Here is a 25,299-nt window from a genome sequence, read left to right as displayed (position 1 = left end):
AATAGCTGCTCGCGCTTACTCAATAAGCGCTAGAGGCCAATTTCGCTCATTTAATCAAAAATCAAGCGCGCTGCGCCAGCGCCCAGGCCACATGCTCGGCCACCACGGGGTCTGGGTGATCGGCCCGGGTTTGCAGCGCGGCTTGCAGCTCGGGCTGACCCGTCTCACGCCATGCGTTGCCCAGTGCCACGGCCACATTGCGCAGCCAGCGCGCATGGCCAATACGGCGAATGGGGCTGCCTTCGGTAATGCGCAAAAACTGGGTTTCATCCCAGGCAAAGAAATGAACCAGCTGTGTGCCTGCCAGCCCGGAGCGGGCGTCAAAGTCTGGCAACTGGCTGGGCTTGGCAAACTTGTTCCAGGGGCAGGCCAGCTGACAGTCGTCACAGCCATAAATGCGGTTGGCCAGCAGCGGGCGCATGTCTTCGGGAATGCTGCCCGCGTGCTCAATCGTCAAATACGAAACGCAGCGGCGCGCATCCACCTTGTGCGGCGCGATGATGGCGCCGGTTGGGCAGGCGTCTATGCAGGATGTGCAGTTGCCGCAGTGCGCGGTCACAGGTTCTGTGGGGTCGATGGCGAAGTCCACATAAATCTCGCCCAGAAAGAACATGGATCCCGCCTCGCGGCTCAGCACCAGCGTGTGCTTGCCGCGCCAGCCCTGGCCGCTGCGGCTGGCCAGCTCGGCCTCCAGCACGGGGGCCGAGTCGGTAAAGGCTCGGTGGCCAAACGGGCCAATTTCCTGCGCAATGCGCTCGGCCAGCTTTTGCAGGCGGTTGCGCAGCACCTTGTGATAGTCCCGCCCCCGGGCATAGATGGAAACAATGCCTTCGGCGGGGTTCTTCAAGCGATCCCATTCCACGGTCTGCCAGCCATCAGCGGTGGCTTGGGGCAGATAATCCATGCGCACGGTAATCACGCTCACGGTTCCGGGAACTAATTCCGCGGGACGTGCTCGTTTTAAACCATGGGCCTGCATATAGTGCATCTCGCCATGAAACCCTTGCGCCAACCATTGCAGCAAGCCGGGTTCTGCCGAAGACAAATCTACGCCCGCCACGCCGATTTGGGAAAATCCCAGCTCGCGAGCCCAGGCTTGCATCAAAGGAATCAATTGACTGCTGCTCAACATACTCCCCGAATTGTAGGAAGTGATCCTGCACCCGCGCTGGCGCAGCTACAGATAGTCTGGCGCGACGAACAAGATACCGAGCGTTTTGCGCAAAAACTGGCGGCCCTGCCCCAGCTGCGCAACGCCTATGCCACGCTGCACGGTGATCTGGGCGCGGGCAAGACCACGCTGGTGCGCCACTGGCTGCGCGCGCTGGGCGTGCAAGGCCGTATCAAAAGCCCCACCTATGCCGTGGTGGAGCCGCATGAGGCGGGCGACCTGTCCATCTGGCACTTTGATTTCTACCGCTTTGACGACCCACGGGAATGGGAAGATGCGGGTTTTCGCGACATTTTTGCAAGCCCCGGGCTCAAGCTGGCAGAATGGCCCGAAAAGGCTGCAGCGGTTACACCTGTTGCGGATATAGCTATCCATATTGAAGCAATTGACGATGTGCAACGGCAGGTGACGCTCAAAGCAGGCACCCCCGCAGGCTGCACGGTGCTTGAAGCATTTACGGCATGAGCAAAACTTACCCCACCCCTGCTCCATTCGGTCTGTCCCGGCGCAACCTGCTGCAGGCAGGCAGCATCGTCTTGCTGCTGGGCCGCCAGCATATTGCGCAAGGGGCCAGCATCGTGGCCGTGCGCGTCTGGCCCGCCCCCGACTATTCACGCGTCACGCTGGAATCCGATATTCCGTTGACGGCCAAGCCCGTCTTCGTTGCCTCCCCACCGCGCTTGGCCGTGGATGTGGAAGGACTGGACCTGAACCCGGCCCTGAAAGAGCTGGTAGCCAAGGTTCGCCCTGACGACCCGAATATCGCCAGCATCCGCGTGGGCCAGTTCGCGCCCGGCGTGGTGCGACTGGTCATCGACCTCAAGCAAGAAGCCCGCCCCCAGGTCTTTACTCTCGCCCCGATTGCGCCCTACAAAAACCGCCTGGTGCTGGACCTGTACCCCGCCAAAGCGGTGGACCCGCTGGAAGCACTGATCAGCGAACGCCTGCGCGATACAAGCGGCGCAGGTAGCACCGGAGCGATCGCCGCCGCACCCGCCCCTCACAGCGGCCTGATCACCACACCGCCCCCAGCCGTCATTGCCGCCGCACCGCAGGCTGACCCGCTGGGCGACCTGATTGCCCAGCGCAACCAGCGCGTGCCTGCACCTGCGCCGGCACCTGTCCCGATCGCCGCTGCACCCGCCGTGATTGCGCAAGCGCCCGCTCCAGCCCCAAGGCCTGCGCCCGTACCAGCACCTGCGCAACGACCTGCGCCCAACATCGCCACCTCGCAAAGCACGGACCGCATCATCATCGTGGTACTGGACCCCGGCCACGGCGGCGAAGACCCGGGCGCTACCGGCCCCAGCGGCCTGCGCGAAAAAGATGTGGTACTCAAAGTGGCCCACCTGCTGCGCGAGCGCATCAACAACTCCCGCATTGGCGGCAGTCCCATGCGCGCCGTGATGACGCGCGATGCCGACTTCTTCGTGCCCCTTGCCACCCGCGTGGAAAAAGCCCGCCGCGTGCAGGCCGACCTGTTCATCAGCATTCATGCCGATGCCTTCACCACGCCCGCCGCTCGCGGTGCCAGCGTGTTTGCGCTCAGCGAACGCGGCGCCTCCAGCACGGCAGCGCGCTGGCTGGCCAACAAGGAAAATCAGGCTGACTTGGTGGGCGGCCTGAATGTGGGCGGCGTGCAAGACCAGCATGTGCAGCGCATGTTGCTGGACATGAGCACCACCGCGCAGATCAAGGACAGCCTCAAGCTCGGCACCTCGCTGCTGGGCGAGATTGGCGGTATGGCAAAGCTGCACAAGGCCCGCGTAGAGCAAGCCGGCTTTGCCGTGCTCAAAGCGCCAGACATTCCCAGCGTGCTGGTCGAAACCGCCTTTATCAGCAACCCTGAAGAAGAGGCCAAGCTGGCATCTGCCGCCTACCGCGATCAGCTGGCTGATGCGCTGATGCGCGGCATTCGCAACTACTTTGCGCACAACCCGCCGCTGGCGCGCAGCCGCTCGGTTTAAACAAACCTGCCGCCCTTGCCATAAACCGATAGTCACCACTGTCAGCTTTATGGCCAAAACGATGACAGATGCCAAGCTCAAATGACAGGAGCTTGGCCCCATCTCCTACCAAAAGAGCGCGCGTCAAGGTTCACTATCAAAGCCTGTTTTCAAAAAGCTGTCCTCGCGGCAGCGATACAGGAGAGACCTCATGAAACTGCGAACCTTGGCGTTAACCGTCTCTGCAGCCCTCAGCCTCTTCATGGCCGGCTGCTCTACCTCTCCCACCAATGCTCAAGTTGGCACCGGCGTTGGCGCCGTGGCTGGCGGCGTGGTGGGCAATGCCGTGTTTGGCGGCACGCTGGGCACCGTGGGCGGTGCAGCCGCTGGTGCGCTGATTGGCAACGAAGTGGGCAAGCGCCAATAAGCGCCGCGAACCCAAGCCTTGAGACGTCAGCGGCCCCCTTCACAACCATTCACCTAAAAAAAAGAAGCCCCGGCATGCCGGGGCTTTCTTATGCATCAAACAAGGCTCTAGCGCTTATCTGATGAGCGCAAGGCGCTATAAAAACTGCAGATCACACAGCCTTGGGCTTGTCTGCCTTCTCTGCCTTGCCCGCACGCCATGCGCCGATGATGGCAATCAGGCCGGGCACCAGAATCAGACCCCAGATGATTTTTTCCAGGTTGTTCTTCACCCATTCCATATTGCCGAAGAAGTAGCCCGCCGCGCTGATGCCCACCACCCACAGAATGGCGCCCACCACGTTGAACATGCTGAAGCGACCACGGTCCATGTGCGCCACACCGGCCACAAAGGGGGCAAAGGTGCGAATAAACGGCATGAAGCGCGCCAGGATGATGGTCACGCCGCCGTAACGCTCATAAAAGCTGTGAGCCTGATCGAAGGCCTTGCGGTTGAACCAGCGCGAGTCTTCCCACTGGAAGACCTTGGGCCCCAGATAACGGCCAATCGTGTAATTGCTCTGGTCGCCCAGAATGGCGGCAGCCAGCAGCACGACCACGGCCAGCGGGTAGTTCATGTAACCGGCGCCGCACAGTGCACCCACGATGAACATCAGCGAATCACCGGGCAGGAAGGGCATGACCACCACGCCGGTTTCCACAAACACGATGATGAACAACAAGGCATACACCCAGGGGCCATAAGCCACAACAAATGCTTCCAGGTGCTTGTCGATATGCAGGATGAAGTCGATCAGAAACTGAATGATTTCCAAAACACAGTCCTCAAAATTAAGAAGAGGCATACCAGCGCATGCCGGCACGTAATGTACTGCGACTGGCAGAAGCCCCTGTACCTGAGCCGCTGATCTGCTAGGAATTTTGATGTTCCGGGCACAGTTGCTTTCCCTTTGCAACAATCACAGGCACCAAAGCAGTGTTTGTTACAAGTTTTGATAAATCTATACGTCAACAATACGTCAGCTTGCACTTTGTGCTGGCACAGTAGCGGTGTCAGACAGCAAGCCGTGCATTGCTGTCCAGAACACGGCCCAAGGCCCGCAAGTCCAGCGTCTGGCGCCTCCTCAATTCTGGGGAGTCTGCAAAGACCGGACCGCTTCCCCACAACTAGCACGACGAGAGGAATACGAGCATGAACAAGATCACTACGCGCTACGGCAAGGCCCTGACTCTGGCAGTCGCACTCACCGGCGCTCTGGCACTGGGCGGCTGCGCACATGGCCCCAGCCGTCAACAAGTGGGCATCGGCGCTGGCGCTGTTGCTGGTGGCGCTGTCGGCAATGTGCTGTTTGGCGGCCCTATCGGCACCATCGGTGGCGCTGCCGCCGGCGCGCTGGTCGGCAATGAGCTGACCAAGGGTGGCCGCGGTCACCGCCACTAAGCCCTCTTTCAGAGGCTGATTAAAGAGCTGCTCATGGCAGCTCTTTTTGTTTTTGGGCGGCCAAAAGCGCTCACGCAAAAACTCACTCGCCAGCCGGCTTGCGCGCACGCCTAGAATGATCGATGTGAACGCATCCAGCCCTGAACTCTCCTCCACCCCTTCCGAAACCATTGCACAGGCTGCGGCCGCGGATTCTCCGCGTCGGCCTATTCGCGACCTGCCCGATGAGCTGATCAGCCAGATCGCCGCCGGCGAGGTGGTGGAGCGCCCCGCATCTGTGGTGCGCGAGCTGGTCGATAACGCGCTGGACTCCGGTGCCAGCCAGATCACCTTGCGCCTTTTGGCCGGTGGTGTGCGCCTGATCGCGGTGGAAGACGACGGCTGCGGCATTCCGCGTGACGAACTGCCCGTGGCCCTGCGCCGCCATGCCACCAGCAAGATTACCGATCTGCACGATCTGGAAACCGTGGCCACCATGGGTTTCCGGGGTGAGGCGCTGGCCGCCATTGCCTCGGTGTCTGAAACCTCGATCTTCTCGCGCCCGGCTGGGCAAGACACCGCCTACCTGCTGGATGCCCGCAGCGGCGAGCTGCGCCCTGCCGCCCGCAACCAGGGCACCACGGTCGAAGTCAAAGAGCTGTTCTTCTCGACCCCGGCCCGCCGTAAATTCCTCAAGACCGATGCGACCGAGCTGGCGCATTGCGTTGAATCTGTACGCCGCCATGCGCTGGCCCGCCCCGATGTGGGCTTTGCCATCTGGCATGAAGGCAAGCTGGTCGAGCAATGGCGCGCCGCTACCGGCACGCCCGAAGAAGCTATCGCCAGCCGACTGGCCGATGTACTGAGCGAAAAATTTGTCGCGAACTCCGTCATCGTCGACCACTGGTCCGGCCCCGTGCATGTCACCGGCCGCGCAGGCGTGCCCGATGCTTCGCGCTCCAAGCCCGACCATCAGTTCTGCTATGTCAATGGCCGCTTTGTGCGCGACAAGGTATTGACGCACGCCGCGCGCGCTGCTTACGAAGACATTCTTCACGGCAACAAACAGCCCATTTACGCGCTCTACATCGAGATCGACCCATCGCGTGTGGATGTGAACGTGCACCCCACCAAGATCGAAGTACGCTTTCGCGAAAGCCGCGAAGTGCATCAGGCCGTGCGTCACGCCATTGAAAACGCACTGGCCGCGCCCCGCGCTGCCGCCGTGGTGGAAGCCGCCGCGCAAGAAGCCGCACGCCAGCCCAGTTTGAGCGACGAATCTGCCGCCGCTGCCAGTAAGCCCGCAACTGCTGCCGCTCCCGCCTGGCCGCAAACACGTATGAGTTTTGGCGAGCCCGTGGTCGGCAACCCGGTCAGCGATCTGGCCAAGCTCTGGGAGCCCATGCGCGAGCAGACGCCTGTGGTTGAGACTGAAGCACCAGTAGCACCCATCGCGCAAGCAGTGCCAGCGCCAGCAACAGAAACCGAAGCGGTGACCGCGCCAGCCATGCCAGCGCAAGCCCCTGTGGTGCAATCACCTGCTGCGCCTGTCGCTGCACCAGTCACTTCAGACAAGCCTTTTGCGGCACCCGTGCCAGCCCCTATCCCTGTTCCCGCCCCTGTCGAGCAAGACAACGGCATCAAGCTGCGCCCATCGGGCCAGTCCAGCTACTTTCAGCGAAAAGCGGCTGTAGCGCAGGTGCAAGAAGCGCCAGCAGCTATTGAATCGGTAGTGAAAGTCGCAGCACAACCCGCACCAGCACCAATACCAGCGCCTGCTCCCGTTGCCGCAACGCCAGCAGCAGCCACCACCGCCCACCCAGCCAGCGCAGACACCGCCCCTGTCTGGCCGCTGGGCCGTGCCGTGGCACAGCTGCATGGCGTCTATATCCTGGCCGAAAACAGTCAGGGCATGATCATCGTAGACATGCATGCCGCCCACGAGCGCATCGTCTATGAGCAGCTCAAGAATGCGGTGAATACGGAAAATGGCGAAGAGAACATTCCCAGCCAGCCCCTGCTGATTCCGGCCACCTTCGCCGCAACGCGTGAAGAAGTGGCCACCGCCGAAGCCCATGCCGACACCTTGCTGGCGCTGGGCATGGAGGTCTCGCCCTTCTCACCCAAGACCTTGGCCGTGCGTGCCGTACCTGCCACGCTGGCGCAGGGCGATGCAGTGGAGCTGGCCCGCAGCGTGCTGGGCGAACTGGCCCAGCATGACGCCAGCACCGTGGTGCAGCGCGCACGCAATGAAATTCTGGCCACCATGGCCTGCCATGGTGCCGTGCGCGCCAACCGCAAGCTGACGCTCGACGAGATGAATGCGCTGCTGCGCCAGATGGAAGTTACCGAGCGCTCTGACCAGTGCAACCACGGCCGCCCCACCTGGCGCCAGCTGACCATGAAAGAGCTGGACGCGCTGTTTCTGCGCGGCCGCTAAAGGGCGATAAGCAAAACGGCAAGCGCAGGGGAAGACGCGAATTCTTACCCCCCTGCGCTATGAAATCAAAAGCTGCTTGCGCCAGGTATTCATAGACTTCAGATAATTTTCTATCTGAACCTCATTCAATACAGGCGAAAGCAGCTCTTGAATCAATAGCAATTGTTTGATTCACTGCTGCTGGCAATCTGGCCAGCGCCCCAGTACAGCCGCCAAAGCTACCAAAGCCGCGACAGGGACAGCGTCACCCCCTGAACGCGCACTGGCCACCACCCATCGAAACGCCCAGCTGCAGCGCTTGCTGCATGGCTGCTGCATGGTTGCTGCAAGCCGCGCCGAATCGTTCCGGTGCGCCGCCTGAAAAGCTGTAAATGCACCACTTTGGTGCTACCACAAATGCAAAGCAGTGAAGGCCTCACTTCCGCGATTCGCCAAGTCAAAGCTGTTGCAACGCGTTCTTCGCACTTTTTGCGACACGCTGATGAAAAATCCTTCACCTTAAGCTACAGCGCTAAATATCTGAAAAGTAAGAACAAATGCTTTCGCCATGTCCTGTTTTGGGGCAGCGACGCACCAGAATTGCGCCGACATGCACCGAAACTATGCATAGAGGCATAACTTTTCGGCATAATCTTGTTTTCGCGAGTTTCAGCGTATATCCCGATCAGTCAGAAAGTTCTCTATGAAGTACGAGTCCGTAGGCCAATTCCTGGAAGAAGTTGCACAACGCAATCCCGGTCAACCCGAGTTCCTGCAAGCCGTCACCGAAGTGATGGAAAGCCTGTGGCCCTTCATCGAGAAGAACTCCAAGTACGCTGAACACGCTCTGCTGGAGCGTCTGGTCGAGCCAGAGCGCATCATCCAGTTCCGCGTTAGCTGGACTGACGACAAGGGCCAAGTGCAAGTGAACCGCGGCTTCCGCATTCAGCACAGCATGGCCATCGGTCCTTTCAAGGGCGGTCTGCGCTTCCACCCCTCGGTCAACCAGTCCGTGCTGAAGTTCCTGGCTTTCGAGCAGACCTTCAAGAACGCACTGACCACACTGCCCATGGGCGGTGGCAAGGGCGGCTCCGATTTCGACCCCAAGGGCAAGAGCCCTGCGGAAGTCATGCGCTTCTGCCAAGCCTTCGTGACCGAGCTGTACCGCCACGTCGGTCCCGACACCGATGTGCCTGCTGGTGACATCGGCGTGGGTGGCCGCGAAGTGGGTTACATGGCTGGCATGTACAAGAAACTGTCGAACACGGCCTCTTCCGTGTTCACCGGCAAGGGCCTGGCCTTCGGCGGCTCGCTGATCCGTCCCGAAGCCACTGGCTACGGCACCGTGTATTTCGCTCGTGAAATGCTGGCCACTCGCGGTCTGTCGTTCGAAGGCAAGACCGTGTCCGTGTCCGGTTCGGGCAATGTGGCTCAGTACGCCGTGGAAAAGGCCATGGAGCTGGGCGCCAAGGTTGTCACCGTGTCTGATTCCTCGGGCACCGTGTACGACGCAGCCGGTTTCACCACCGAAAAGCTGGCCATCCTGATGGATGTGAAGAACCACAAGTACGGCCGCGTCAGCGACTACGCCAAGCTGGTTTCCGGCGTGGAATTCCTGGCTGGCAAGAGCCCCTGGTCCATCAAGGTGGACGTGGCCCTGCCTTGCGCCACTCAGAACGAGCTGAACGAAGCCGATGCCAAGACCCTGATCGCCAACGGCGTGCTGTGCGTGGCTGAAGGCGCCAACATGCCTTCCACCAACGAAGCCGCCCGCGCCTTCGAAGCGGCTGGCGTGCTGTACGCACCCGGCAAGGCATCCAACGCCGGTGGCGTGGCTACTTCGGGTCTGGAAATGTCGCAAAACTCGGCTCGCCTGTCCTGGCCTGCTGAAGAAGTGGACGCCCGTCTGCTGCAGATCATGCAAAGCATCCACGCTGCCTGCGTGAAGCACGGCAAGCGCGAAGACGGCACCGTGAGCTACATCGACGGCGCCAACATCGCCGGCTTTGTGAAGGTGGCTGACGCCATGCTGGCACAAGGCGTGATCTAAGCTTTACCGCTTGATCTGCTCGCAAAAAGGCCCTTCGGGGCCTTTTTTCATGTCTGCCGCCATTCTGCTCAGGGGCCGCTCACCGTAAACATCTCGCCGCTGTATGTGCCTTGGAATGTGCGAATCGGGTTGGAGACATACTGCGCAACGCTGGCTTTGAGGTCTCGATATTCCGGCGTGTTGAGTTTGTAAGCATATTTCGATCCGATCTGGATCACCTGGGCACCTCTGGCACCGGTGACGCCTGATTCATGAACACCGGAGACGAGGATCGCTGAAATTTTGCGATTGCTAGAGTTGTCGACAAACCAGCGCACCGGCTCATAGCTTGCCAGCACCAGCACCAAGGGCGTGGAGGAAGGCGCGACCGTAACCCTCACTGGCCCAGACGTTCGCGCCCGGCCTGCTCCGTGCATACCAAATTTCGACTCATACACGCCTATGACCTCGACCTGGGCATTAGCAGGTACGTTAGTCAGCATAGGTGTCGGAGCGGAAGCCTCCACCCGGGCCTGGGCTTGCGCCTGAACTTGAGCCTGGGTCTGGGCTTGGACCTGCTGCAGTTTTGCCAGCTGAACTTCAAGATTCGCGGCCGATATGGCTTGCTCAAGGCCTATAGGTTCACCGGTTTCAACCTTGTCGCCCACCGAGGCCACATTTCCCGTTTGCATAAAACCGACTCGCGGTGCGAGTGGCTGGATCGCACCGAAATTGTTGCCAGAGTTCAGGACTGGTGCCACGGTCATTTTTTCAACGTCCAGCACTCGCCCCTCTCTCTGGTAAGGGGCGTCTCGCTTAGGCACCGAGAAGATCAGGCTGGTGTCGCTGATCTGAGCAAAGTCTGTCGCTCGCAGCAGGTTCATATCCAGGTAGCCGCTTTGGCCCGTTGTCATATTCAACCAGCCCAGCCCCGGGTAGCTGGCATACAAAAGCTTTGTGCCATTGCTCATCAGGGATGGCTTTCCCGAGCTCATTGATCTGGTGACTGGCCAGAACTGCACCTGCGTTGACACGATGCTTCCATCCGCCTCCTTGGCGTGATCCATCAACGCTACGCCAGAGTCCCCGCCAACGAGCTGGCGATCTGAGCCCCCTGGCACCTCAAGACTCCAGCGCGGAGTTCTGATAGATGCGGTGTAGGGCGTTAGTTTTCCGGTTTCAAGACTCAAAACAACCGCGCCAGGCTCTGTACCGCCCCGAGCCATCACCAGGGCCTTGGACTTAGGCAGCCAGGAGAGCAGTGCCGTGTATTGATCAGAGTTCCATATCAACGCACCGGTCTCGATGTCATAGACCTTCACCGATCGCCCTGTTTCCCCTTGGGCGATCAGGACGCGGCCGTTAGGGGATAGCGCTGTGGCATTCCAGTTGAATCGCTGCTCACGAATGGTCTGAATGGACTTGCCATCCGGCAAACGAATCGCAGTAAAGCTGCCGCGACTGCCTCGCACCAGCGCAACATTCGATTGTGCGGACGCGATGATGCCCACCGTGGTTTCTTCATAAGACGGCAGCGCCCGAAACTGGCCTAGCTCAGTCAAGGCAAAAAGGGGAGGCTTGGACAACAGCGCGGCAATGCGCTGAAGACTGACCCAATCGCCAATCTCCGCATCTTGTTTTTTGAAGCAATCAGCATCAACAGGTTTGCGGCGAATATCCTCCGGCGAGTCAAAGCGGCCAATATTGATCGCAGAGGTACATGTCAGAGCTCTGACTTGCATCATTCTCTCAATACGCTCTTTCGCCGCCGCTTGATCACCGTTCTGGACCGCAGACTCTGTAAACCGGGTGATCGTGAGAGCGACGTCATCAGGCAGCGGAAAGGCTTTGTTGATTCTCTCCGCAGCCGGAGTAAAGGTGGCAGACAGTTTGTCGCAGCCGCTGAGAGCTAAAGCCAATGTGACGGGAATGATCACCTTCCAACGCTGCTGAATCATGCAAAAGCTTTCGGTAACGTATTGATACCTTCATCTTACGTGGTGTCACCGAAATAGAGTCCACCGGCAAGTTATGAGTCAATTCACACGCGGTCGCGCCAACGTCTATATGCCACCTCAAAGCGCGCAGAGGTGACCACTTGTTTGCAGACCCTGCCCCGAAATAAAGCCATTGCAGCACTTGGCCCCAGGCAAGCCGCCCTCGCCACAATCCTGTGCCAGCCATGCCAGTATGCAATCTACGTATGCAAAAACAGCGGGCTTACCCTAGGATTCACAGCTTTCCTGCATCGGGCCCCTGCCCTGATGAACCGCGCTTCCAGCGCCCGGCCCTCCCTAGGTTCAGCCGGGCGCTTTGCATTTGTTGTTGCCCGTGACTGCTTTATCCCGCTGGCGTCTGGCTTTTGCCCGCACCGCCGCTTTGACTGCGCTGATTTCCGCAGCTTCCGCCCATGCCCAGCAAGCGCCCAATGGCACGCTGCAAATCTATGGCCGTATCAACACTTCAGTAGAAAGCTCGCGAACCGAAGGTCAGGCCGCCGTGCAGAGCCTTCGCAGCAACGAATCCTTCTGGGGTCTGCGCGGGCAGGAAGATCTGGGCGGCGGCATGCAGGCTGGGTTCATTCTGGAGCACGGCTTTGAGCTGGACACTGGCGCGAACAGCGGTGGCAACTACTTCAATCGCAAGAACGAGGTGAACCTGAGCGGCAGCTTCGGCATGCTGCGCATGGGCCACATGTTCAGCGAGGCCTACTACGCCACCGCCGATGTGGTGAGCATGCACAACTTTGACACCGGCATCTCATCCGATGCGCTGTATGCGTGGGTCTCCAATGGCAGCAACCACGTGTCCTGGCGTCTGCCTGAATATCAAGGCCTGACCGTGGAGCTGGGCACCAGCCTGCATGAAAAGCAGGCCGAGCCCAACAAAAACGCATGGGACCTGGCTGCCAATTACGCGCTGGGCAACTTGTCGCTGGGCATGGGCTACAACCGCTGGGGCGTGGCCGAACAAGCCACCCTGCGCGCCACCTACACCACGGGCCCGTGGACGCTGGCCGGTTTGATCCAGAACAGCCGTGGCTGGGATCAGGCTCACTATAAGGTTGATAGCAGCCAGCGCACACGCAATATGGGCCGTGTGGCCATTCAGTATGAAAACGGCCCCAGCGAATATCACCTGAACGCTGGCTATGCCAGCAAGGTGGGCGGCGAGACCGGTACGCAGGCCATGCAGTGGACGCTGGCCTATAACTACAACTTCAATCCCCGCACCAAGCTCTACGCGCTCTACACCCGCGTCAACAACCACGAGCGCGCCAGCTATCTGACGGGCGAGGCGGGTGTGGGCGCCCGTTCTGTGGCCATGGGCATACGGCACTACTTCTAAAAAATCGGCTTCCCAGCAAAAAGCGCTGTGCAGCAGCGGGCAAGCCCTCATGCACCGCTTGCGCGCAGCGGGTACAAAAGTTTCTTTGACTTTTCACCCCAAGGACTGCCATGCGCCACTTGCTCAAACCCGCTGCCCTGCTTTGCACCAGCGCCCTGTTTTTCATCAGCGGCAGTGCCATGGCGCAGGCCAGCGGCCTGTCGCGCACCATGGTGGGCAAGGCCGATGTATCGGTGCCGGGCCGCGAGGCGGTAGTGGCCAAGGTTGAAGTAGCACCGGGTGCACGCGCCGGTCGCCACACCCACCCCGGCGATGAAATCAGCTACATCAGCGAAGGCGAAGTGGACCTGCTCATCGACGGTCAGCCGCCCCGCACCCTCAAGGCCGGTGAATCGTTTGTGGTGCCCGCCGGCGTGGTTCATGACGCGCACAACGCCAGCAGCGGCACGGTAAAACTGATTGGCGTGTATGTGGTGGAAAAGGGCAAGCCACTGGCCACGCCTGCACCTTGAACGTTTGAGAAAAACCTCTGCGTACCAAAGAAGTGCTGTAAAAAAGCCGCAGCTCATCGCTGCGGCTTTTGTCTTTGTACGATCAACACACCATGAAGAAGCATCTCATTACCGCCCTGCTGCTGTGCGCAGCCACCAGCGCCGCGCTGGCAGAAAAGCCCACGCCTGCGGCCACGCAGGAGATTGAGCATTTGATCAGCCACCTTAAAAATTCAGGCTGCGAGTTTCAGCGCAATGGCAGCTGGTATGACAGCGCCAAGGCGGCAGACCACCTGCGCGGCAAGTATGACTACCTGCTCAAAAAGGGCTGGCTGGTCACGTCTGAAGACTTCATCACCCGCGCCGCCAGCGAAAGCAGCATGAGCCATAAGCCTTATCAGGTGCGCTGCGCCGGCAAGGAGGCCGAGCCCAGCGCGACCTGGCTGAAGGCCGAACTGATGCGCTATCGCGCCAGGTAAAAGCCGTTAGACAGCTCGACGGCTATCAGGTGCCGCGCTTTACCGCCGCATCGCACCAGCGCTGCGCCACCTTGGGCGATGTGCTGCACACCGCATCATGCGTGACGGTTGTCACGGCGCGTTCTAGCAGCTGAATGTCGGCTTCGTGCTGGCGCGCCACATGCGGGTCTTCAAAAAAGATAGCGCGGTGGCAGCGCTTTTCCAGCACCAGGTCGGCAATCTGCGCATCGCCGCCCAGCGGGCCGCTGTTGTAGCGATCCACCCATGGCTTGTCGGCGGGCCAGCCCTTGCTCCAGGCCATCTCGTTGAGCTTCTGGCCCGTGGTGCCCGTGCCCACGCGGCGGCGGTAGCGGCTGAGCAGATCGAAATTGCGCTCGGCAAAGTCCATCATCGTGGGCTTCATGGCGTCGTGGGCGATCAGCGCCAGCGTCTGGTTTTCATAGTCATAAAAACGGTCTGCATTGCGGTCACGCGCAAAACCGGCGTGAATGCGCTCCATCTCAATCCAGTCGCGCGTGGATGCCACGGTAGACAGAAACGGCTTGCCGTGAATCACGCACTGGCGCTTCATGGCCAGCGCTTCAGGGAAGATGGAAGACGGGTCTACCGGGTCCATCAGGTAGATGGCGCCATCCAGCGTGCGCTCGTCACCCTCCATACCCACCACTTCGGCGACCAGCTTCATCAGCCCGCCTTCGCGGCCATAGGGGTAGCGCACCAGACCTTTGTAGCCCTGCAGCATGCTGGCGGCCGTGATGGCATCGTAGGTGCGGCCCACGGTATGAAAGCCGAGCTTGAGCTCGCGAATCCCAGCCTCGCAGGCGCGCAGCAAGGAAAACAGCGCGGCGTCCTCGGTCTGGTGATGAAGTTTGTTGGCCGCAAGGCCCAGGCAGATCGACATATTGAACTAATCCTCAAACAGGCTTCAAGCGCTCACAGATGCTGCACAACCAGCTATCGATTTGTGCGTTGAAACACCCCTCAAGAATATCGCCAATTCATGTCCTGCAAATGAATCGGGCAGGTTGAGACAGCCATACTTGCGCAGCACTTGACAGCCGCCCTCTCTGCACATCACTCAACCATGCCTTTCCTCTCACGCTTCTGGAGTCTGCGCCGCGCCTTGATCGCGCTGGGGCTGACCGTGCTTGCTGGCCTTGCCACCTGGGGCTTGAACGAGCTGGACACCCGGCAGCGCCTGTGGATTTTTCAGCCTAGCGACCGCAGCTGGCCCGGCGCCAACACAGCAGGCATGCAGGAGCAGTGGATTGACTTTCGCAGTAGCGACGGCAGCGCCGCAAAATTGCATGCGCTGTGGATGCCATCCAGCAACACCAAGGCGCCACTGCTGCTGTTTCTGCACGGTGCGCGCTGGAATGTAACGGGTTCATCGCCCCGCATCAGGCGGCTGCACGACATGGGTTTTTCGGTGCTGGCCGTGGACTACCGGGGCTTTGGCCAAAGCAGTAAGGCCCTGCCCTCTGAAGCATCCGCCGCCGAAGACGCCCGCGCTGCATGGCGCTGGCTGGGCCAGAAGGCTGCGGGCAAGCCGCGCTATATCTTTGGCCACTCTCTGGGCGGCGCCATTGCGATTGATCTGGCTAGCGCCGTGAATGATGAACAGGGCGTGATCGTCGAATCCACCTTCACCAGCATCCCCGATGTGTTTGACTCCATGCGCTGGGGCTGGCTGCCGGTGGGCTGGCTGATTACGCAGCGCTTTAACTCCGTGGACAAAGTGGCCCGCATTGGCTCGCCCCTGCTGGTTGTGCATGGCTCGGCAGACCCGCTGATTCCCGCCCAGCTGGGCCAGCAGCTGTTTGACGCGGCCCAGCAGCCCAAGCGCTTTTTACTGGTGGATGGCGCCACGCACCACAACACCCAGAGCAAGGCGCTCAAGCAATACCGCGCGGCCCTGCAAGAGCTGTTCGGGCTAGGTGCGAGATAGGCTAGGTCTACCGCGACAGTGCCAAAGCCCGAGTCAAATAAGATGTTTCAGTTATTTAAAAACCAATTTTTATTATTTTTCTTTTTATAGAGATTTTTTCAGAATGCATGGACTGGCCCACGCGCCGCACTTTTGTGATCTACCGCCATGCATTCCCGTCGTTCTTTTCTGCAGCACTCGCTGCTTGCCGCCAGCGCCGCAAGCTTCTCTTTGAACTCCTTGGCCAAGGCTGCTGAAGCGGCTTCCGTGCCCCAGGCCAGCCGCATTCTGGTGGGCTTTGGCGCCGGTGGCGGCATTGACCTGCTGGCACGCGTGCTGGCCGAAAACATCGCCGCGCAACTGGGCAAGAGCCACTATGTGGTGGTGGACAACAAGCCCGGCGCCAACGGGCAGATTGCAGCGCAGATTCTGCTCAATGCGCCCAGCGATGGCGGCACGTATCTGATAGCGCCGCTGATCACCCCGGTGCTCTCACAGATCGTCTACAAAAAGCCCGGCTACGACCCGGCCCGCGACTTTGCCCCGGTCAGCCTGCTCGCGCATTTCCAGTTCGGTCTGGCCGTCCCGGCCAAGCACCCGGCGCGCAATATTCAGGAATATGTGGCCTGGCTCAAGGCCCACCCGCAGCAAGCCAATTTCGGCAGCCCGGCCGTGGGCAGCCTGCCCCATTTCTTCGGACTTTTGCTGGGCGAGGCGGCTGGCATCAACATCGTGCATGTGCCCTACAAAGGCGGCCCGGCCATGATGACCGATCTGATCAGCGGCCAGCTGGCTTCAGCGATTCAGACCACCAGCGAACTCGGCCCCTTGCACAAGGAAGGCAAGGTGCGCATTCTGGGCACCTTCGGCAACCAGCGCAGCCGCGAACTCCCCGAAGTGCCGACCTTTGCCGAGGCCGGTTATCCCAAGGCCACGGGCAGCGGCTGGTACAGCCTGTGGGCCCGCAAGGGCACATCGGCAGAGGCGATTCAAACCGTCAACCACGCAGTCAACCAGGCCCTGCTAGACCCAAAACTGCAGCCCAAATGGGCCGAGCTTTCTCTGCAACCCGACCCGCGCACGCCGCAGGCGCTGGAGCAGCTGCGCGTGGCCGAGATTGCCAAATGGCGCCCCGTCATCACGGCCTCAGGTTTCTCCATCGAATAAACACTGCAACTGACCTATGTCCGCTCCGAATATTATTTTCATCCTGGCCGACGACCTGGGCTGGGCCGACCTTGGCGTCTATGGCGCGACCGACTTCAAGACGCCGCACCTGGACCGCCTTGCCGCGCAAGGCGTGCGCTTCAATCAAGCCTATGCCAACTCCGCCGTCTGCTCAGCCACCCGCATTGCACTGATTACCGGGCGCTACCAATACCGTCTGCGTGCAGGTCTTGAAGAACCGCTGGCGCGCTATGCCGGCCAGCTGGGCTTACCGCCCGACCACCCCACGCTGCCATCACTGCTCAAGAAGGCCGGCTACGACACCGCACTCATTGGCAAGTGGCATCTGGGCCAGCCCCCCTCCTATGGGCCACAGCGCAGCGGCTACGACTATTTCTTTGGCAACCACCACGGCGCCATCGACTACTTCACACACAAGCCCGGTGTGGGTGAGCAATTCGGCCGCGATCTCTGGCAGGGCAGCGAGCCTGTGGAGCGCTCGGGCTACTACACCTACATCCTCGGCGACGAAGCCACGCGCTATGTGCAAGAGCGCAAGAACATCGCCAAGCCGTTTTTCCTCTCGCTGCATTTCACAGCACCGCACTGGCCCTGGGAGGGGCCGGATGACGAGCATGTCGCACACAGCATCAAGGACCTGTTTCACTACGACGGCGGCAGCCTGAAGAAGTACGGCGAGATCGTCGAGGCCCTGGACAAGGCCGTGGGCCAGGTGCTGCAGGCGCTAGATGACAGCGGCCAGGCCGACAACACCATCGTCATCTTCACCAGCGACAACGGCGGCGAGCGCTTTTCCAAGACCTGGCCGTTCACGGGCCAGAAGACCGAGCTTCTGGAAGGCGGCATCCGTGTGCCCACGCTGCTGCGCTGGAGCGCTCGCATTCACCCCCAGGTGCAGGAGCAGGTCACCGCCACTTTTGACTGGCTGCCCACGCTGCTGGCTGCAGCCGGAGCCCGGCAAGACCCCGACTATCCCAGCGATGGCCAGAACATCCTTCCTGTTCTGGAAGGCGTTGCACCGGGCGAGGAACGCACTCTGTTCTGGCGCTACAAATCCCAAGCCCAGCGAGCCGTGCGACAGGGTCCGTGGAAATACATCAAGATCAATGACAACGAGTTTCTGTTCAACGTCGAAGAGGATGCCCGAGAGCGCGCCAACCTCAAGGACCATCAGCCGGAAATCTTCACCAGCCTGCGCAGGCAATGGGAAGAATGGAATGAGCAGTTGCTGCCAATTACCACCGAAAGCTACAGCCACGGCCTGTCGCCCGACATTCAGGCCGACCGTTATGTGCCTGCCAGCCTGAAACAGGGCTAAGCCCCGCTGCTCTAGGGAAGGCATAGGGTGCGTTATCCTTTGCAGCCTGCAAACGCAAATGGTCCGTGCCTCACGGGCCATTTGTTTTTGGCTCTCAGCCCTGTAATGATTTCTGCGCCATGACTGCTTCTCATCCCCTGCCCTGTATCGCCATCGCCGGCCCCACCGCCTCGGGCAAAACTGCTGCGGCACTGGCGCTGTCTGAACGGCTGGCGCAGCGCGGGCAGAAGACGGAGATCATCAGCGTGGACTCGGCCCTGGTCTACAAAAGCATGGACATTGGCACGGCCAAACCGACCGCCGCAGAGCTGGCTGCCGTGCCGCATCACCTCATCGACATCATCGACCCGCTGCAGTCCTATAGCGCCGCAGAGTTTGTGCGTGACACGCAAACGCGGGTCGATGAAATCCGCAGCCGCAACGCCATACCGCTGCTGGTGGGCGGCACCATGCTGTATTTCAAGGCACTGATGGATGGGCTGGACGACATGCCCGCCGCAGACCCCGAAGTGCGCACCATGCTGGATGCGCAAGCCGCCGAGCTGGGCTGGCACGCCATGCATGCCAAGCTTGCCGAAGTCGACCCCGTGACCGCTGCGCGCCTTGCCCCCGGCGACAGCCAGCGCATTCAGCGTGCGCTGGAGGTTTGGCATGTTTCCGGCAAACCGCTATCGAGCTTTCACACGACAAAAAACAAAGCAGGCCCCGCAGAGCAGATGGGTCTTGCAGCCCTTTTCTCCTTGGAACCCGAAGACCGTAAATGGCTGCATCAGCGCATTGCACAGCGCTTTGATCTGATGCTGCAGCAAGGCTTTCTGGATGAGGTACGCCAACTGCGTGCACGCGGTGATCTGCACCTGGATCTGCCATCGATGCGCTGCGTGGGCTACCGTCAGGCCTGGGAAGAACTGGACTGGCAAGAGCAGCACAACCTGCCCGAAATCAACCTCCACCTGCTGCGCGAAAAAGGCATTGCTGCTACCCGCCAGCTGGCCAAGCGCCAGATTACGTGGCTTCGCTCCATGCCCCAGCGCCGTGCCATTGCCTGCGATGCACCGGATGCCCAGCAGCAACTGCTAGATGCCGCCATGGCCGTTATTGACGAAGCGCAGCAAGCCGCTCGCTGAGCGAGGTCAACACCCAGCCTGCGCTGGTTAAGATGCCTTCATGGCAGCCAACGCATCAAACCCGATCTCATCTCAGCCACTGCTGCAAGTTCAAGACCTGGCCAAACGTTATGGTCAGGCACAAGCCCAGAGCACTGTTTTTGAGCAGGTCAGCTGCGAGGTTCAGGCTGGTGAGTTTGTCGCCATCGTCGGTAACTCTGGCGTAGGCAAGTCCACTTTTCTCAACTGCCTTGCCGGGCTAGACAGCTGGCAGCAAGGCCACGTGCTGCATCAAGGCACAGACCTTTCCACCCTGAACGAAACAGAGCGCGCCATCTGGCGCCGGGCCCATCTGGGCTTTGTGTTTCAGGCCTTTCATGTGCTGCCGCATCTGGATGTGGCGCAGAACATCGCCCTGCCGCTGATGCTGCTGGGCCGCATGAATACGCAAGGTGAGCAACGCGTGCAGCAGGTTCTCAAGGCCGTAGGGTTGGATGGACTGGGCCAGCGCCTGCCGCAGCAGCTCAGCGGTGGCCAGTTGCAGCGCGTGGCCATTGCCCGTGCACTGGTCCATTCGCCGCAGCTGCTGCTGGCCGATGAGCCCACGGGCAACCTAGACCCCTCCACCGCTCAGCAGGTCATGGACTTGCTGCTGCAGCAAACCCGCGACAACGGCACGGCGCTCATCCTTGTCACCCATTCCGCCGACGCGGCAAAACGCGCCGATCGCGTGCTGCGGCTGACGGCCAGCGGCATGCAGGCCGAGCCCGCGCCGTGATGTCACGCTCCCCCATTTTTCTGCTGCTGACCAGCTTCTCGTGGCAGGAGCTGCGCCAGCACCCCTGGCGCACTGCCACGGCGCTGCTCGCCATCATGCTGGGCGTGGCGCTGGGCTTTGCCGTGCATGTCATCAACCAGTCAGCGCTTGATGAATTCTCGCGGGCGGTGCGCAGTGTTAACGGCCAGCCTGATCTGCAGTTGCACGCCATGCAAGGTGGTCTGCCGCTGGCGCTGTACCCACAAGTCGCCAAGACGCAAGGTATCGCGACCGCCGTGCCCTGGCTGGAGACTACCGTGTTGCTGCCTGCGAACAATCCCGGCAGCGACAGCCATGCCACCGGCGACACCAGCGCCCGCAGCACAAAAGGTGCTGCTCAAGGCACAGCACTGCGCGTGCTGGGCAGCGATGCCCTCAAGCTCGCATCCGTGGCACCGGCGCTGATGCCACGTTTGTTTGAAGGCGGCAACCGGCTCGACCTGTTTGCGCCCGATGCGGTATTTCTCAACGCCGCAGCCTTGCAGGCTCTGCATCTCAACCCAGAGCAAGCCGTCAACGCGCCCTTGCAATGGCTGCTCAATGGCCAGACCCAGCAGTTGCGCATTGCAGGCACAGTGGCGGCCACAGGTGCGCCGGTCGCCGTCATGGACATTGCGGCGCTGCAGCAAAAGCTGGGGCGCTTTGACGGCATTGACCGCATCGACCTTTTGCTGACCGACAGCGCCACCCGCAGCCAGATTGCGACTGCACTGCACGCCCTGCCTGCATGGCAAAGCCAGATGCTGATTCAGCAACCCAGCGACGACCAGCAGCGCGTGGGCGAGATGTCGCGCGCCTACCGCGTCAACCTCACGGTGCTGGCGCTGGTGGCCTTGTTCACCGGGGCGTTTCTGGTGTTCTCGGTACTTGCACTCAGCGTGGCGCAACGTGCGCCGCAGTTTGCGCTGCTGGCCGTGCTGGGTGCCACACCGCGCCAGCGCTTGGCTCTGGTGCTGCTTGAGGCATTGGCGCTGGGCGTTCTGGGCAGTCTGGCCGGTATTGCACTGGGCAGCGCACTGGCTTGGCTGGCGCTTCAAGTACTGGGCGGCGACCTGGGCGGCGGCTTTTTTGCTGGCGTACAACCCGCGCTGCACTGGAGCCCTGTCGCGGCTCTGGTGTTTGGCCTGCTGGGCGTTGCCGCCACGCTGGCCGGCGCATGGTGGCCTGCACGCGCCGCCATGGATTTACCGCCCGCAGCCACGCTCAAAGGCTTGGGCAGCACGCATGAAAAAACGCCGCACTTGTGGCCTGCGCTGCTACTTCTTTCAGCCAGCGTGGCGCTGGCCTTTATGCCGCCGGTGGCGGGCATACCGCTGGCCGCTTATATAGCAGTGGGCTTGCTGCTGCTGGGCGGCATGGCGGCGCTACCGTGGCTGCTGGGTGCGGCGCTGGGACTGGTGCCCGCCAGGCTGTCACGCCAGCCGCTGGCCATGCTGGCGCTTGAACGCGCGCGCCGCATGCGCCACGCAACCACGGTGGCCGTGGGCGGCGTAGTGGCAAGCCTGAGTCTGGCCGTGGCGCTGACTGTGATGGTCACCAGCTTTCGCGGCAGCATGATGGAGTGGCTGGACGCCGTGCTGCCCGCCCCTCTGTATGTACGCGCTGCCGGGGGCTCAAGCCGTGTCGATGCAGCCCTGCTGCCCGCCGACACCGCACAGCGCATCAGCCAGTTGCCGGGGATTGAGCGCGCTCAAGCCATGCGCAGCAGCCAGTTGGTACTCAGCCCGGAGCGCCCCGCCATCAGCCTGTTGATTCGCCCGCTTAAAGGTGATCAGGCCATGCAACTGCCATGGGTCGACGGGCCGCTAGCCTCGACCCGCAGCGGCATCCCCGTACACATCAGCGAAGCCGTGGCTCAGTTATATGATTTGAAGCCCGGCGATGAATGGCCGCTGCTTTCAAAGGCTTTTAGCCTTCAAGCGCATGACCATCAAGCGCAAGCAGCTACGTTTTACATAGCATCCATCTGGCGCGACTATGTGCGCCAGTTTGGCGCTGTGGCACTGGACTGGCAGGACTATCTGGCTCTGGCTGGTGATGCTGCCAATGCAGCCCAGGTCAGCGAAGTGGCCATCTGGCCCCGGCTTGACGGTGCGCTCTCACCAGCCGGTTTGCAAGCTGATTTACAAACCGCCATAGAGCAAGCCATCACCACGCCAGGCCAGCCTGCTCCGGCGCTGGAATTTGTCAGCAGTACCTCCTTGCGCGAGCGGTCACTGCGCATTTTTGATCGCAGTTTTGCCGTCACCTACTGGCTTCAGGCCGTAGCCATTGGCATTGGCCTGTTCGGCATTGCCGCCAGCTTCAGCGCCCAGGTGCTGGCGCGGCGTAAAGAGTTCGGGCTGCTGGCCCACCTTGGCCTCACCCGCCGCAATGTGCTCAGCGTGGTCGCAGCAGAAGGCCTGGCCTGGACCACGCTGGGCGCCATTGCCGGCACGCTGCTAGGGCTGGGTGTGTCGGTGATTCTGGTGCACGTGGTCAACCCGCAAAGCTTTCACTGGACGATGGAGTTGCGCCTGCCCGCACTGCGCCTGCTGAGCCTTGCTGCGGCCGTGATACTCGCCGGTGTCATCACTGCCAGGCTGGCCGGGCGAAAGGCCGCCAGCGCAGATGCCGTTCTCGCCGTGAAAGAGGACTGGTAAGGACTAAACACCTGGTGGCTATACCTGCGATTGCAGCAACGTTTTTCACACCACTGCAAACAACGGCAGCGCACAATAAATGCTCTGACTCAGCTCTGGGGAGTTCGTATGCAAGTCCAGTCCTATCTGTTTTTTGATGGCCGCTGCGAAGAGGCTCTGGAGTTCTATCAAGCCGCCCTCGGCGCGGAAGTCACGGCGCTGATGCGCTACAAGGACGCTCCGCCCCAGCCCGAACCGACAGCCCAGCAAGGATGTGGTCCAGGTCAGATGGATCCGGAAAAAATCATGCACGCCAATATGCAGATTGGCGAGACGCAGATCATGGCCTCGGACGGCATGAATGGCGGCAAGCCGGAGTTCAAAGGCTTTTCCCTCTCTATCACCGCCCCGAACGAAAATGAGGCTCACCGCATCTTTGCCGCCATCGGCGAAGGAGGCCAGGTACAGATGCCGCTTGGCGAGACCTTTTTTGCACGCAGCTTTGGCATGGTCACGGACCGCTTTGGTGTCGGCTGGATGGTGATTGTTCCGCTGCTTGATATTGGCTGATACAGAGCAAGCCGATAAAGACACCGCCACGACCTGAGCGGTAACAATGGGGCATGCGCCAACTGCCCCTGATGCCACCCGAATTCGCACCTCATTTCGCCTCCACCGACGCAGCCATCTCCCGCCGGATGTCTCTGCATGCACTGGCTGCAGCAGGTCTGGGCTTGAGCAGTTGGGCGCTTGCGCCTTCAGCCATGGCGTTGCCCATTAAGTCGCTGCAATTTCCACGTGATTTTGGTAGCCATCCAGACCTGCAAACTGAGTGGTGGTACATCACCGGGCAGTTGCAGGCGGGCGGCAAACCATGGGGCTTTCAGCTGACCTTTTTTCGCTCGCGCATTGCTGCAGCTCAAGACCTGCAATCACCGCTGGCCGCCAAGCAACTGATCTTTGCCCACGCCGCACTGTGTGATGTGCAGGGCCAGAAATTGCACCACGACCAGCGCATGGCGCGCGCGGGTCTGGGGCTGGCCGATGCCAGTGAAAGCGACACCCATGTCTACATCAACGACTGGTATCTGAAACGCCTGCCTGTACCCGGGCAAGATGCGGCGCAGGCCAGCCACTACAGCGCCAAGCTTGCCGCCAAAGACTTCACCCTTGACCTTGAATTTGATAGCACACAGCGCTTGCTGTTACAGGGCTCTAACGGTCTTTCACGCAAAGGTCCACAAGAAGAACAGGCAAGCTATTACTACAGCCAGCCCCAGCTCAAAGTCAGCGGCTCCATCACCTTGGGCGGGCAACGTCTGCCAGTGCAAACCAGCCCCCATAACCGCGCCTGGTTAGACCATGAATGCAGCGCCGCCATCATGGACAAAGAGGCTCAAGGCTGGGACTGGATTGGCATGAATCTGGATGACGGAAGCGCCCTGACGGCCTTTCATCTACGGCGCCCGGACGGCTCCGCACTCTGGGCTGGTGGCTCTTTTCGCCAAGCCGGGCAAAGTGCGCAAATCTTTAGTGCCAATCAGGTGCAGTTTGAGCCGCTGCGCTACTGGCTCAGCCCTCACAGCAAGGCGCGCTACCCGGTTGCATGGCGGGTGCAGACCCCCGCCGGGCGCTTTGAAGTGCATGCGCGGGTAGACGATCAAGAACTGGACAGCCGCGCCAGCACTGGCGCGATTTACTGGGAAGGTTTGTGTGAGCTGCGCCGCATTGGCGCCGACGGCCGCAGCAGTGCAGTGGGGCGGGGGTATCTGGAGATGACGGGGTATGTTGCAGCGATGAAGCTCTAGCTGCTTTTGTCGCTATCAGTTTAGCGAAATACTTGCAGTGATGTCGCCTGCAAGAGAGGCAGTGAGTCGCCCCGCAGGAGATCTGATTTTTGACGAAATCGGCCTCTAGCGCCTATTTATCAAGCGGCAGCAGCTATCAATTTCTTCAACGAAGCTATCCCGCATTCGGTATCTCGCCCCTTGTGCCACCGCCCTCGACCGCCCCCGCTGCGAGCATGATCTCTGCGGGGGCGCGCGCTCATACCTTGGCGAGGAAGGCCGCCGCATCACCCGCTTCACACTTCCAGTCTGCGAAGACCCCAACCAGATTGCATTCCACGCAGTGGCAAGCGATGTAGTACCAGCGCACGTCATGTGTGCCCTCGTACACGGAGACGCCGGACACCAGCTCGAACACCTCGTTCTCGCACACGCACTCGTGCGCCTCGGGGGTGGCCTCTTCAACGTAGTCCGCGCTGTCGCCCATCAGGTGTTCCTGCCCGCAGTCGGTGCAGGTGCGGATTGCCACGCCGGCTTCTTCATCGGTCTGCAGCGCAAAAGTCCGGCACCCGCAATCGCATTTGGACGAGGCAAACCGGACGGCCTCATGGCGATTCGCAACGCTGTAGCTGCGCAGCTCGGCTTGGGTGTCGCCGGACGTCGTCCCGTACATGAACTCGCCCTTTTTCGTCAGTGCCATTGATGTTGTTCCATTCTTCAAGGTGGGCTTCCCGGCAGACCTGACGCCAGGCTTGCCCCGATCATCTGGATTTTGCCTGAAGGCACGGTGAATCGTCGTCAAGGGG

The 25,299-nt window shown here is 60.9% G+C and carries 22 protein-coding genes; 17 read left to right on the top strand and 5 right to left on the bottom strand.

What is annotated here, in order from left to right; genetic code table 11:
- Positions 1-61: 61 nt before the first annotated feature.
- On the bottom strand, positions 62-1,102 hold the full coding sequence (queG, locus tag RSF91_RS08945; RefSeq protein ID WP_332568085.1) for a tRNA epoxyqueuosine(34) reductase QueG: 1,041 nt from the start codon (positions 1,100-1,102) through the stop codon (positions 62-64).
- Between the two features lie 12 nt (positions 1,103-1,114).
- Between queG and tsaE the strand changes: the two genes are divergently transcribed.
- The 3 genes from tsaE to RSF91_RS08930 all read left to right on the top strand — a co-directional run bounded on the left by tsaE (position 1,115) and on the right by RSF91_RS08930 (position 3,544).
- Entirely contained in the window at positions 1,115-1,636 is a 522-nt protein-coding gene (tsaE, locus tag RSF91_RS08940) for a tRNA (adenosine(37)-N6)-threonylcarbamoyltransferase complex ATPase subunit type 1 TsaE (RefSeq protein ID WP_332568084.1), read from the top strand.
- On the top strand, positions 1,633-3,138 hold the full coding sequence (locus RSF91_RS08935; RefSeq protein ID WP_332568083.1) for an N-acetylmuramoyl-L-alanine amidase: 1,506 nt from the start codon (positions 1,633-1,635) through the stop codon (positions 3,136-3,138). The genes tsaE and RSF91_RS08935 overlap by 4 nt, the downstream gene beginning before the upstream one ends.
- Before the next feature lie 190 nt (positions 3,139-3,328).
- The gene (locus tag RSF91_RS08930; protein WP_332568082.1) at positions 3,329-3,544 is read left to right on the top strand and encodes a glycine zipper 2TM domain-containing protein; all 216 of its coding nucleotides are present in this window, start codon (positions 3,329-3,331) and stop codon (positions 3,542-3,544) included.
- Between the two features lie 151 nt (positions 3,545-3,695).
- Here the strand turns inward: RSF91_RS08930 and RSF91_RS08925 are convergent, their stop codons facing one another.
- Positions 3,696-4,358 carry a DedA family protein gene (locus tag RSF91_RS08925; protein WP_198460675.1) on the bottom strand — a complete coding sequence of 221 codons (663 nt, stop codon included), beginning with the start codon at positions 4,356-4,358 and terminating at the stop codon, positions 3,696-3,698.
- 377 nt (positions 4,359-4,735) lie between these two features.
- On the opposite strand from RSF91_RS08925, the gene RSF91_RS08920 reads away from it, so the two are divergent.
- The 3 genes from RSF91_RS08920 to gdhA all read left to right on the top strand — a co-directional run bounded on the left by RSF91_RS08920 (position 4,736) and on the right by gdhA (position 9,432).
- Positions 4,736-4,984, top strand: a complete 249-nt coding sequence (locus tag RSF91_RS08920; RefSeq protein WP_198460674.1) for a hypothetical protein — start codon at positions 4,736-4,738, stop codon at positions 4,982-4,984.
- Between the two features lie 115 nt (positions 4,985-5,099).
- Positions 5,100-7,403, top strand: coding sequence for a DNA mismatch repair endonuclease MutL (gene mutL / locus RSF91_RS08915; RefSeq protein WP_332568081.1), 2,304 nt, complete (start codon positions 5,100-5,102; stop codon positions 7,401-7,403).
- 682 nt (positions 7,404-8,085) lie between these two features.
- Positions 8,086-9,432 carry an NADP-specific glutamate dehydrogenase gene (gene gdhA / locus RSF91_RS08910; RefSeq protein WP_332568080.1) on the top strand — a complete coding sequence of 449 codons (1,347 nt, stop codon included), beginning with the start codon at positions 8,086-8,088 and terminating at the stop codon, positions 9,430-9,432.
- A 68-nt stretch (positions 9,433-9,500) separates the two neighbouring features.
- On the opposite strand, the gene RSF91_RS08905 is transcribed toward gdhA, so the two are convergent.
- A complete protein-coding gene (locus RSF91_RS08905) occupies positions 9,501-11,369 on the bottom strand; it encodes a hypothetical protein (RefSeq protein WP_332568079.1) in 1,869 nt (622 codons plus the stop codon).
- A gap of 373 nt (positions 11,370-11,742) precedes the next feature.
- Here RSF91_RS08905 and RSF91_RS08900 point away from each other — a divergent pair, with 373 nt between their 5' ends.
- The 3 genes from RSF91_RS08900 to RSF91_RS08890 all read left to right on the top strand — a co-directional run bounded on the left by RSF91_RS08900 (position 11,743) and on the right by RSF91_RS08890 (position 13,729).
- Complete coding sequence (locus RSF91_RS08900; protein ID WP_332568078.1) at positions 11,743-12,759, top strand: porin; 1,017 nt, start codon at positions 11,743-11,745, stop codon at positions 12,757-12,759.
- A 110-nt stretch (positions 12,760-12,869) separates the two neighbouring features.
- On the top strand, positions 12,870-13,271 hold the full coding sequence (locus RSF91_RS08895; protein WP_332568077.1) for a cupin domain-containing protein: 402 nt from the start codon (positions 12,870-12,872) through the stop codon (positions 13,269-13,271).
- A gap of 92 nt (positions 13,272-13,363) precedes the next feature.
- Positions 13,364-13,729 carry a DUF5329 domain-containing protein gene (locus RSF91_RS08890; protein ID WP_332568076.1) on the top strand — a complete coding sequence of 122 codons (366 nt, stop codon included), beginning with the start codon at positions 13,364-13,366 and terminating at the stop codon, positions 13,727-13,729.
- A 25-nt stretch (positions 13,730-13,754) separates the two neighbouring features.
- Here the strand turns inward: RSF91_RS08890 and RSF91_RS08885 are convergent, their stop codons facing one another.
- Positions 13,755-14,630 (bottom strand): methylglyoxal synthase, encoded by an 876-nt coding sequence (locus RSF91_RS08885; protein ID WP_332568075.1) that lies wholly within the window; start codon positions 14,628-14,630, stop codon positions 13,755-13,757.
- A 183-nt stretch (positions 14,631-14,813) separates the two neighbouring features.
- Between RSF91_RS08885 and RSF91_RS08880 the strand changes: the two genes are divergently transcribed.
- From RSF91_RS08880 to RSF91_RS08845, 8 genes are all read left to right on the top strand, one after another.
- The gene (locus RSF91_RS08880) at positions 14,814-15,677 is read left to right on the top strand and encodes an alpha/beta hydrolase (RefSeq protein ID WP_332568074.1); all 864 of its coding nucleotides are present in this window, start codon (positions 14,814-14,816) and stop codon (positions 15,675-15,677) included.
- 147 nt (positions 15,678-15,824) lie between these two features.
- Entirely contained in the window at positions 15,825-16,823 is a 999-nt protein-coding gene (locus RSF91_RS08875) for a tripartite tricarboxylate transporter substrate-binding protein (protein ID WP_332568073.1), read from the top strand.
- Positions 16,824-16,839: 16 nt separating this feature from the next.
- A complete protein-coding gene (locus RSF91_RS08870) occupies positions 16,840-18,162 on the top strand; it encodes a sulfatase family protein (RefSeq protein ID WP_332568072.1) in 1,323 nt (440 codons plus the stop codon).
- A gap of 119 nt (positions 18,163-18,281) precedes the next feature.
- A complete protein-coding gene (miaA, locus tag RSF91_RS08865; RefSeq protein WP_332568071.1) occupies positions 18,282-19,289 on the top strand; it encodes a tRNA (adenosine(37)-N6)-dimethylallyltransferase MiaA in 1,008 nt (335 codons plus the stop codon).
- Positions 19,290-19,329: 40 nt separating this feature from the next.
- On the top strand, positions 19,330-20,046 hold the full coding sequence (locus tag RSF91_RS08860; RefSeq protein ID WP_332568070.1) for an ABC transporter ATP-binding protein: 717 nt from the start codon (positions 19,330-19,332) through the stop codon (positions 20,044-20,046).
- Positions 20,046-22,727 (top strand): ABC transporter permease, encoded by a 2,682-nt coding sequence (locus tag RSF91_RS08855; protein WP_332568069.1) that lies wholly within the window; start codon positions 20,046-20,048, stop codon positions 22,725-22,727. The genes RSF91_RS08860 and RSF91_RS08855 overlap by 1 nt, the downstream gene beginning before the upstream one ends.
- A gap of 108 nt (positions 22,728-22,835) precedes the next feature.
- Positions 22,836-23,276, top strand: a complete 441-nt coding sequence (locus RSF91_RS08850; RefSeq protein ID WP_332568068.1) for a VOC family protein — start codon at positions 22,836-22,838, stop codon at positions 23,274-23,276.
- A 128-nt stretch (positions 23,277-23,404) separates the two neighbouring features.
- Positions 23,405-24,514, top strand: a complete 1,110-nt coding sequence (locus RSF91_RS08845; protein ID WP_332568174.1) for a lipocalin-like domain-containing protein — start codon at positions 23,405-23,407, stop codon at positions 24,512-24,514.
- 238 nt (positions 24,515-24,752) lie between these two features.
- Here the strand turns inward: RSF91_RS08845 and RSF91_RS08840 are convergent, their stop codons facing one another.
- Positions 24,753-25,193 carry a hypothetical protein gene (locus RSF91_RS08840; RefSeq protein WP_332568067.1) on the bottom strand — a complete coding sequence of 147 codons (441 nt, stop codon included), beginning with the start codon at positions 25,191-25,193 and terminating at the stop codon, positions 24,753-24,755.
- Positions 25,194-25,299 lie beyond the last annotated feature (106 nt).

Source organism: Comamonas sp., assembly GCF_036643215.1.
In the GTDB taxonomy this organism is placed as follows: domain Bacteria; phylum Pseudomonadota; class Gammaproteobacteria; order Burkholderiales; family Burkholderiaceae_C; genus Comamonas.
The sequence above is the reverse complement of the archived record's forward strand: the minus strand, read 5'-3'. Positions and strand labels throughout refer to the sequence as shown.

What these genes read in the sequence shown, in the direction of transcription:
- queG (WP_332568085.1), bottom strand. Translation starts at nt 1,102, where the DNA reads ATGCAAGCCTGGGCTCGCGAGCTGGGATTTTCCCAAATCGGCGTGGCG.
- RSF91_RS08935 (WP_332568083.1), top strand. Translation starts at nt 1,633, where the DNA reads ATGAGCAAAACTTACCCCACCCCTGCTCCATTCGGTCTGTCCCGGCGC.
- RSF91_RS08930 (WP_332568082.1), top strand. Translation starts at nt 3,329, where the DNA reads ATGAAACTGCGAACCTTGGCGTTAACCGTCTCTGCAGCCCTCAGCCTC.
- RSF91_RS08920 (WP_198460674.1), top strand. Translation starts at nt 4,736, where the DNA reads ATGAACAAGATCACTACGCGCTACGGCAAGGCCCTGACTCTGGCAGTC.
- mutL (WP_332568081.1), top strand. Translation starts at nt 5,100, where the DNA reads ATGATCGATGTGAACGCATCCAGCCCTGAACTCTCCTCCACCCCTTCC.
- gdhA (WP_332568080.1), top strand. Translation starts at nt 8,086, where the DNA reads ATGAAGTACGAGTCCGTAGGCCAATTCCTGGAAGAAGTTGCACAACGC.
- RSF91_RS08905 (WP_332568079.1), bottom strand. Translation starts at nt 11,369, where the DNA reads ATGATTCAGCAGCGTTGGAAGGTGATCATTCCCGTCACATTGGCTTTA.
- RSF91_RS08895 (WP_332568077.1), top strand. Translation starts at nt 12,870, where the DNA reads ATGCGCCACTTGCTCAAACCCGCTGCCCTGCTTTGCACCAGCGCCCTG.
- RSF91_RS08890 (WP_332568076.1), top strand. Translation starts at nt 13,364, where the DNA reads ATGAAGAAGCATCTCATTACCGCCCTGCTGCTGTGCGCAGCCACCAGC.
- RSF91_RS08885 (WP_332568075.1), bottom strand. Translation starts at nt 14,630, where the DNA reads ATGTCGATCTGCCTGGGCCTTGCGGCCAACAAACTTCATCACCAGACC.
- RSF91_RS08880 (WP_332568074.1), top strand. Translation starts at nt 14,814, where the DNA reads ATGCCTTTCCTCTCACGCTTCTGGAGTCTGCGCCGCGCCTTGATCGCG.
- RSF91_RS08875 (WP_332568073.1), top strand. Translation starts at nt 15,825, where the DNA reads ATGCATTCCCGTCGTTCTTTTCTGCAGCACTCGCTGCTTGCCGCCAGC.
- RSF91_RS08870 (WP_332568072.1), top strand. Translation starts at nt 16,840, where the DNA reads ATGTCCGCTCCGAATATTATTTTCATCCTGGCCGACGACCTGGGCTGG.
- miaA (WP_332568071.1), top strand. Translation starts at nt 18,282, where the DNA reads ATGACTGCTTCTCATCCCCTGCCCTGTATCGCCATCGCCGGCCCCACC.
- RSF91_RS08860 (WP_332568070.1), top strand. Translation starts at nt 19,330, where the DNA reads ATGGCAGCCAACGCATCAAACCCGATCTCATCTCAGCCACTGCTGCAA.
- RSF91_RS08855 (WP_332568069.1), top strand. Translation starts at nt 20,046, where the DNA reads ATGTCACGCTCCCCCATTTTTCTGCTGCTGACCAGCTTCTCGTGGCAG.
- RSF91_RS08850 (WP_332568068.1), top strand. Translation starts at nt 22,836, where the DNA reads ATGCAAGTCCAGTCCTATCTGTTTTTTGATGGCCGCTGCGAAGAGGCT.
- RSF91_RS08845 (WP_332568174.1), top strand. Translation starts at nt 23,405, where the DNA reads ATGTCTCTGCATGCACTGGCTGCAGCAGGTCTGGGCTTGAGCAGTTGG.
- RSF91_RS08840 (WP_332568067.1), bottom strand. Translation starts at nt 25,193, where the DNA reads ATGGCACTGACGAAAAAGGGCGAGTTCATGTACGGGACGACGTCCGGC.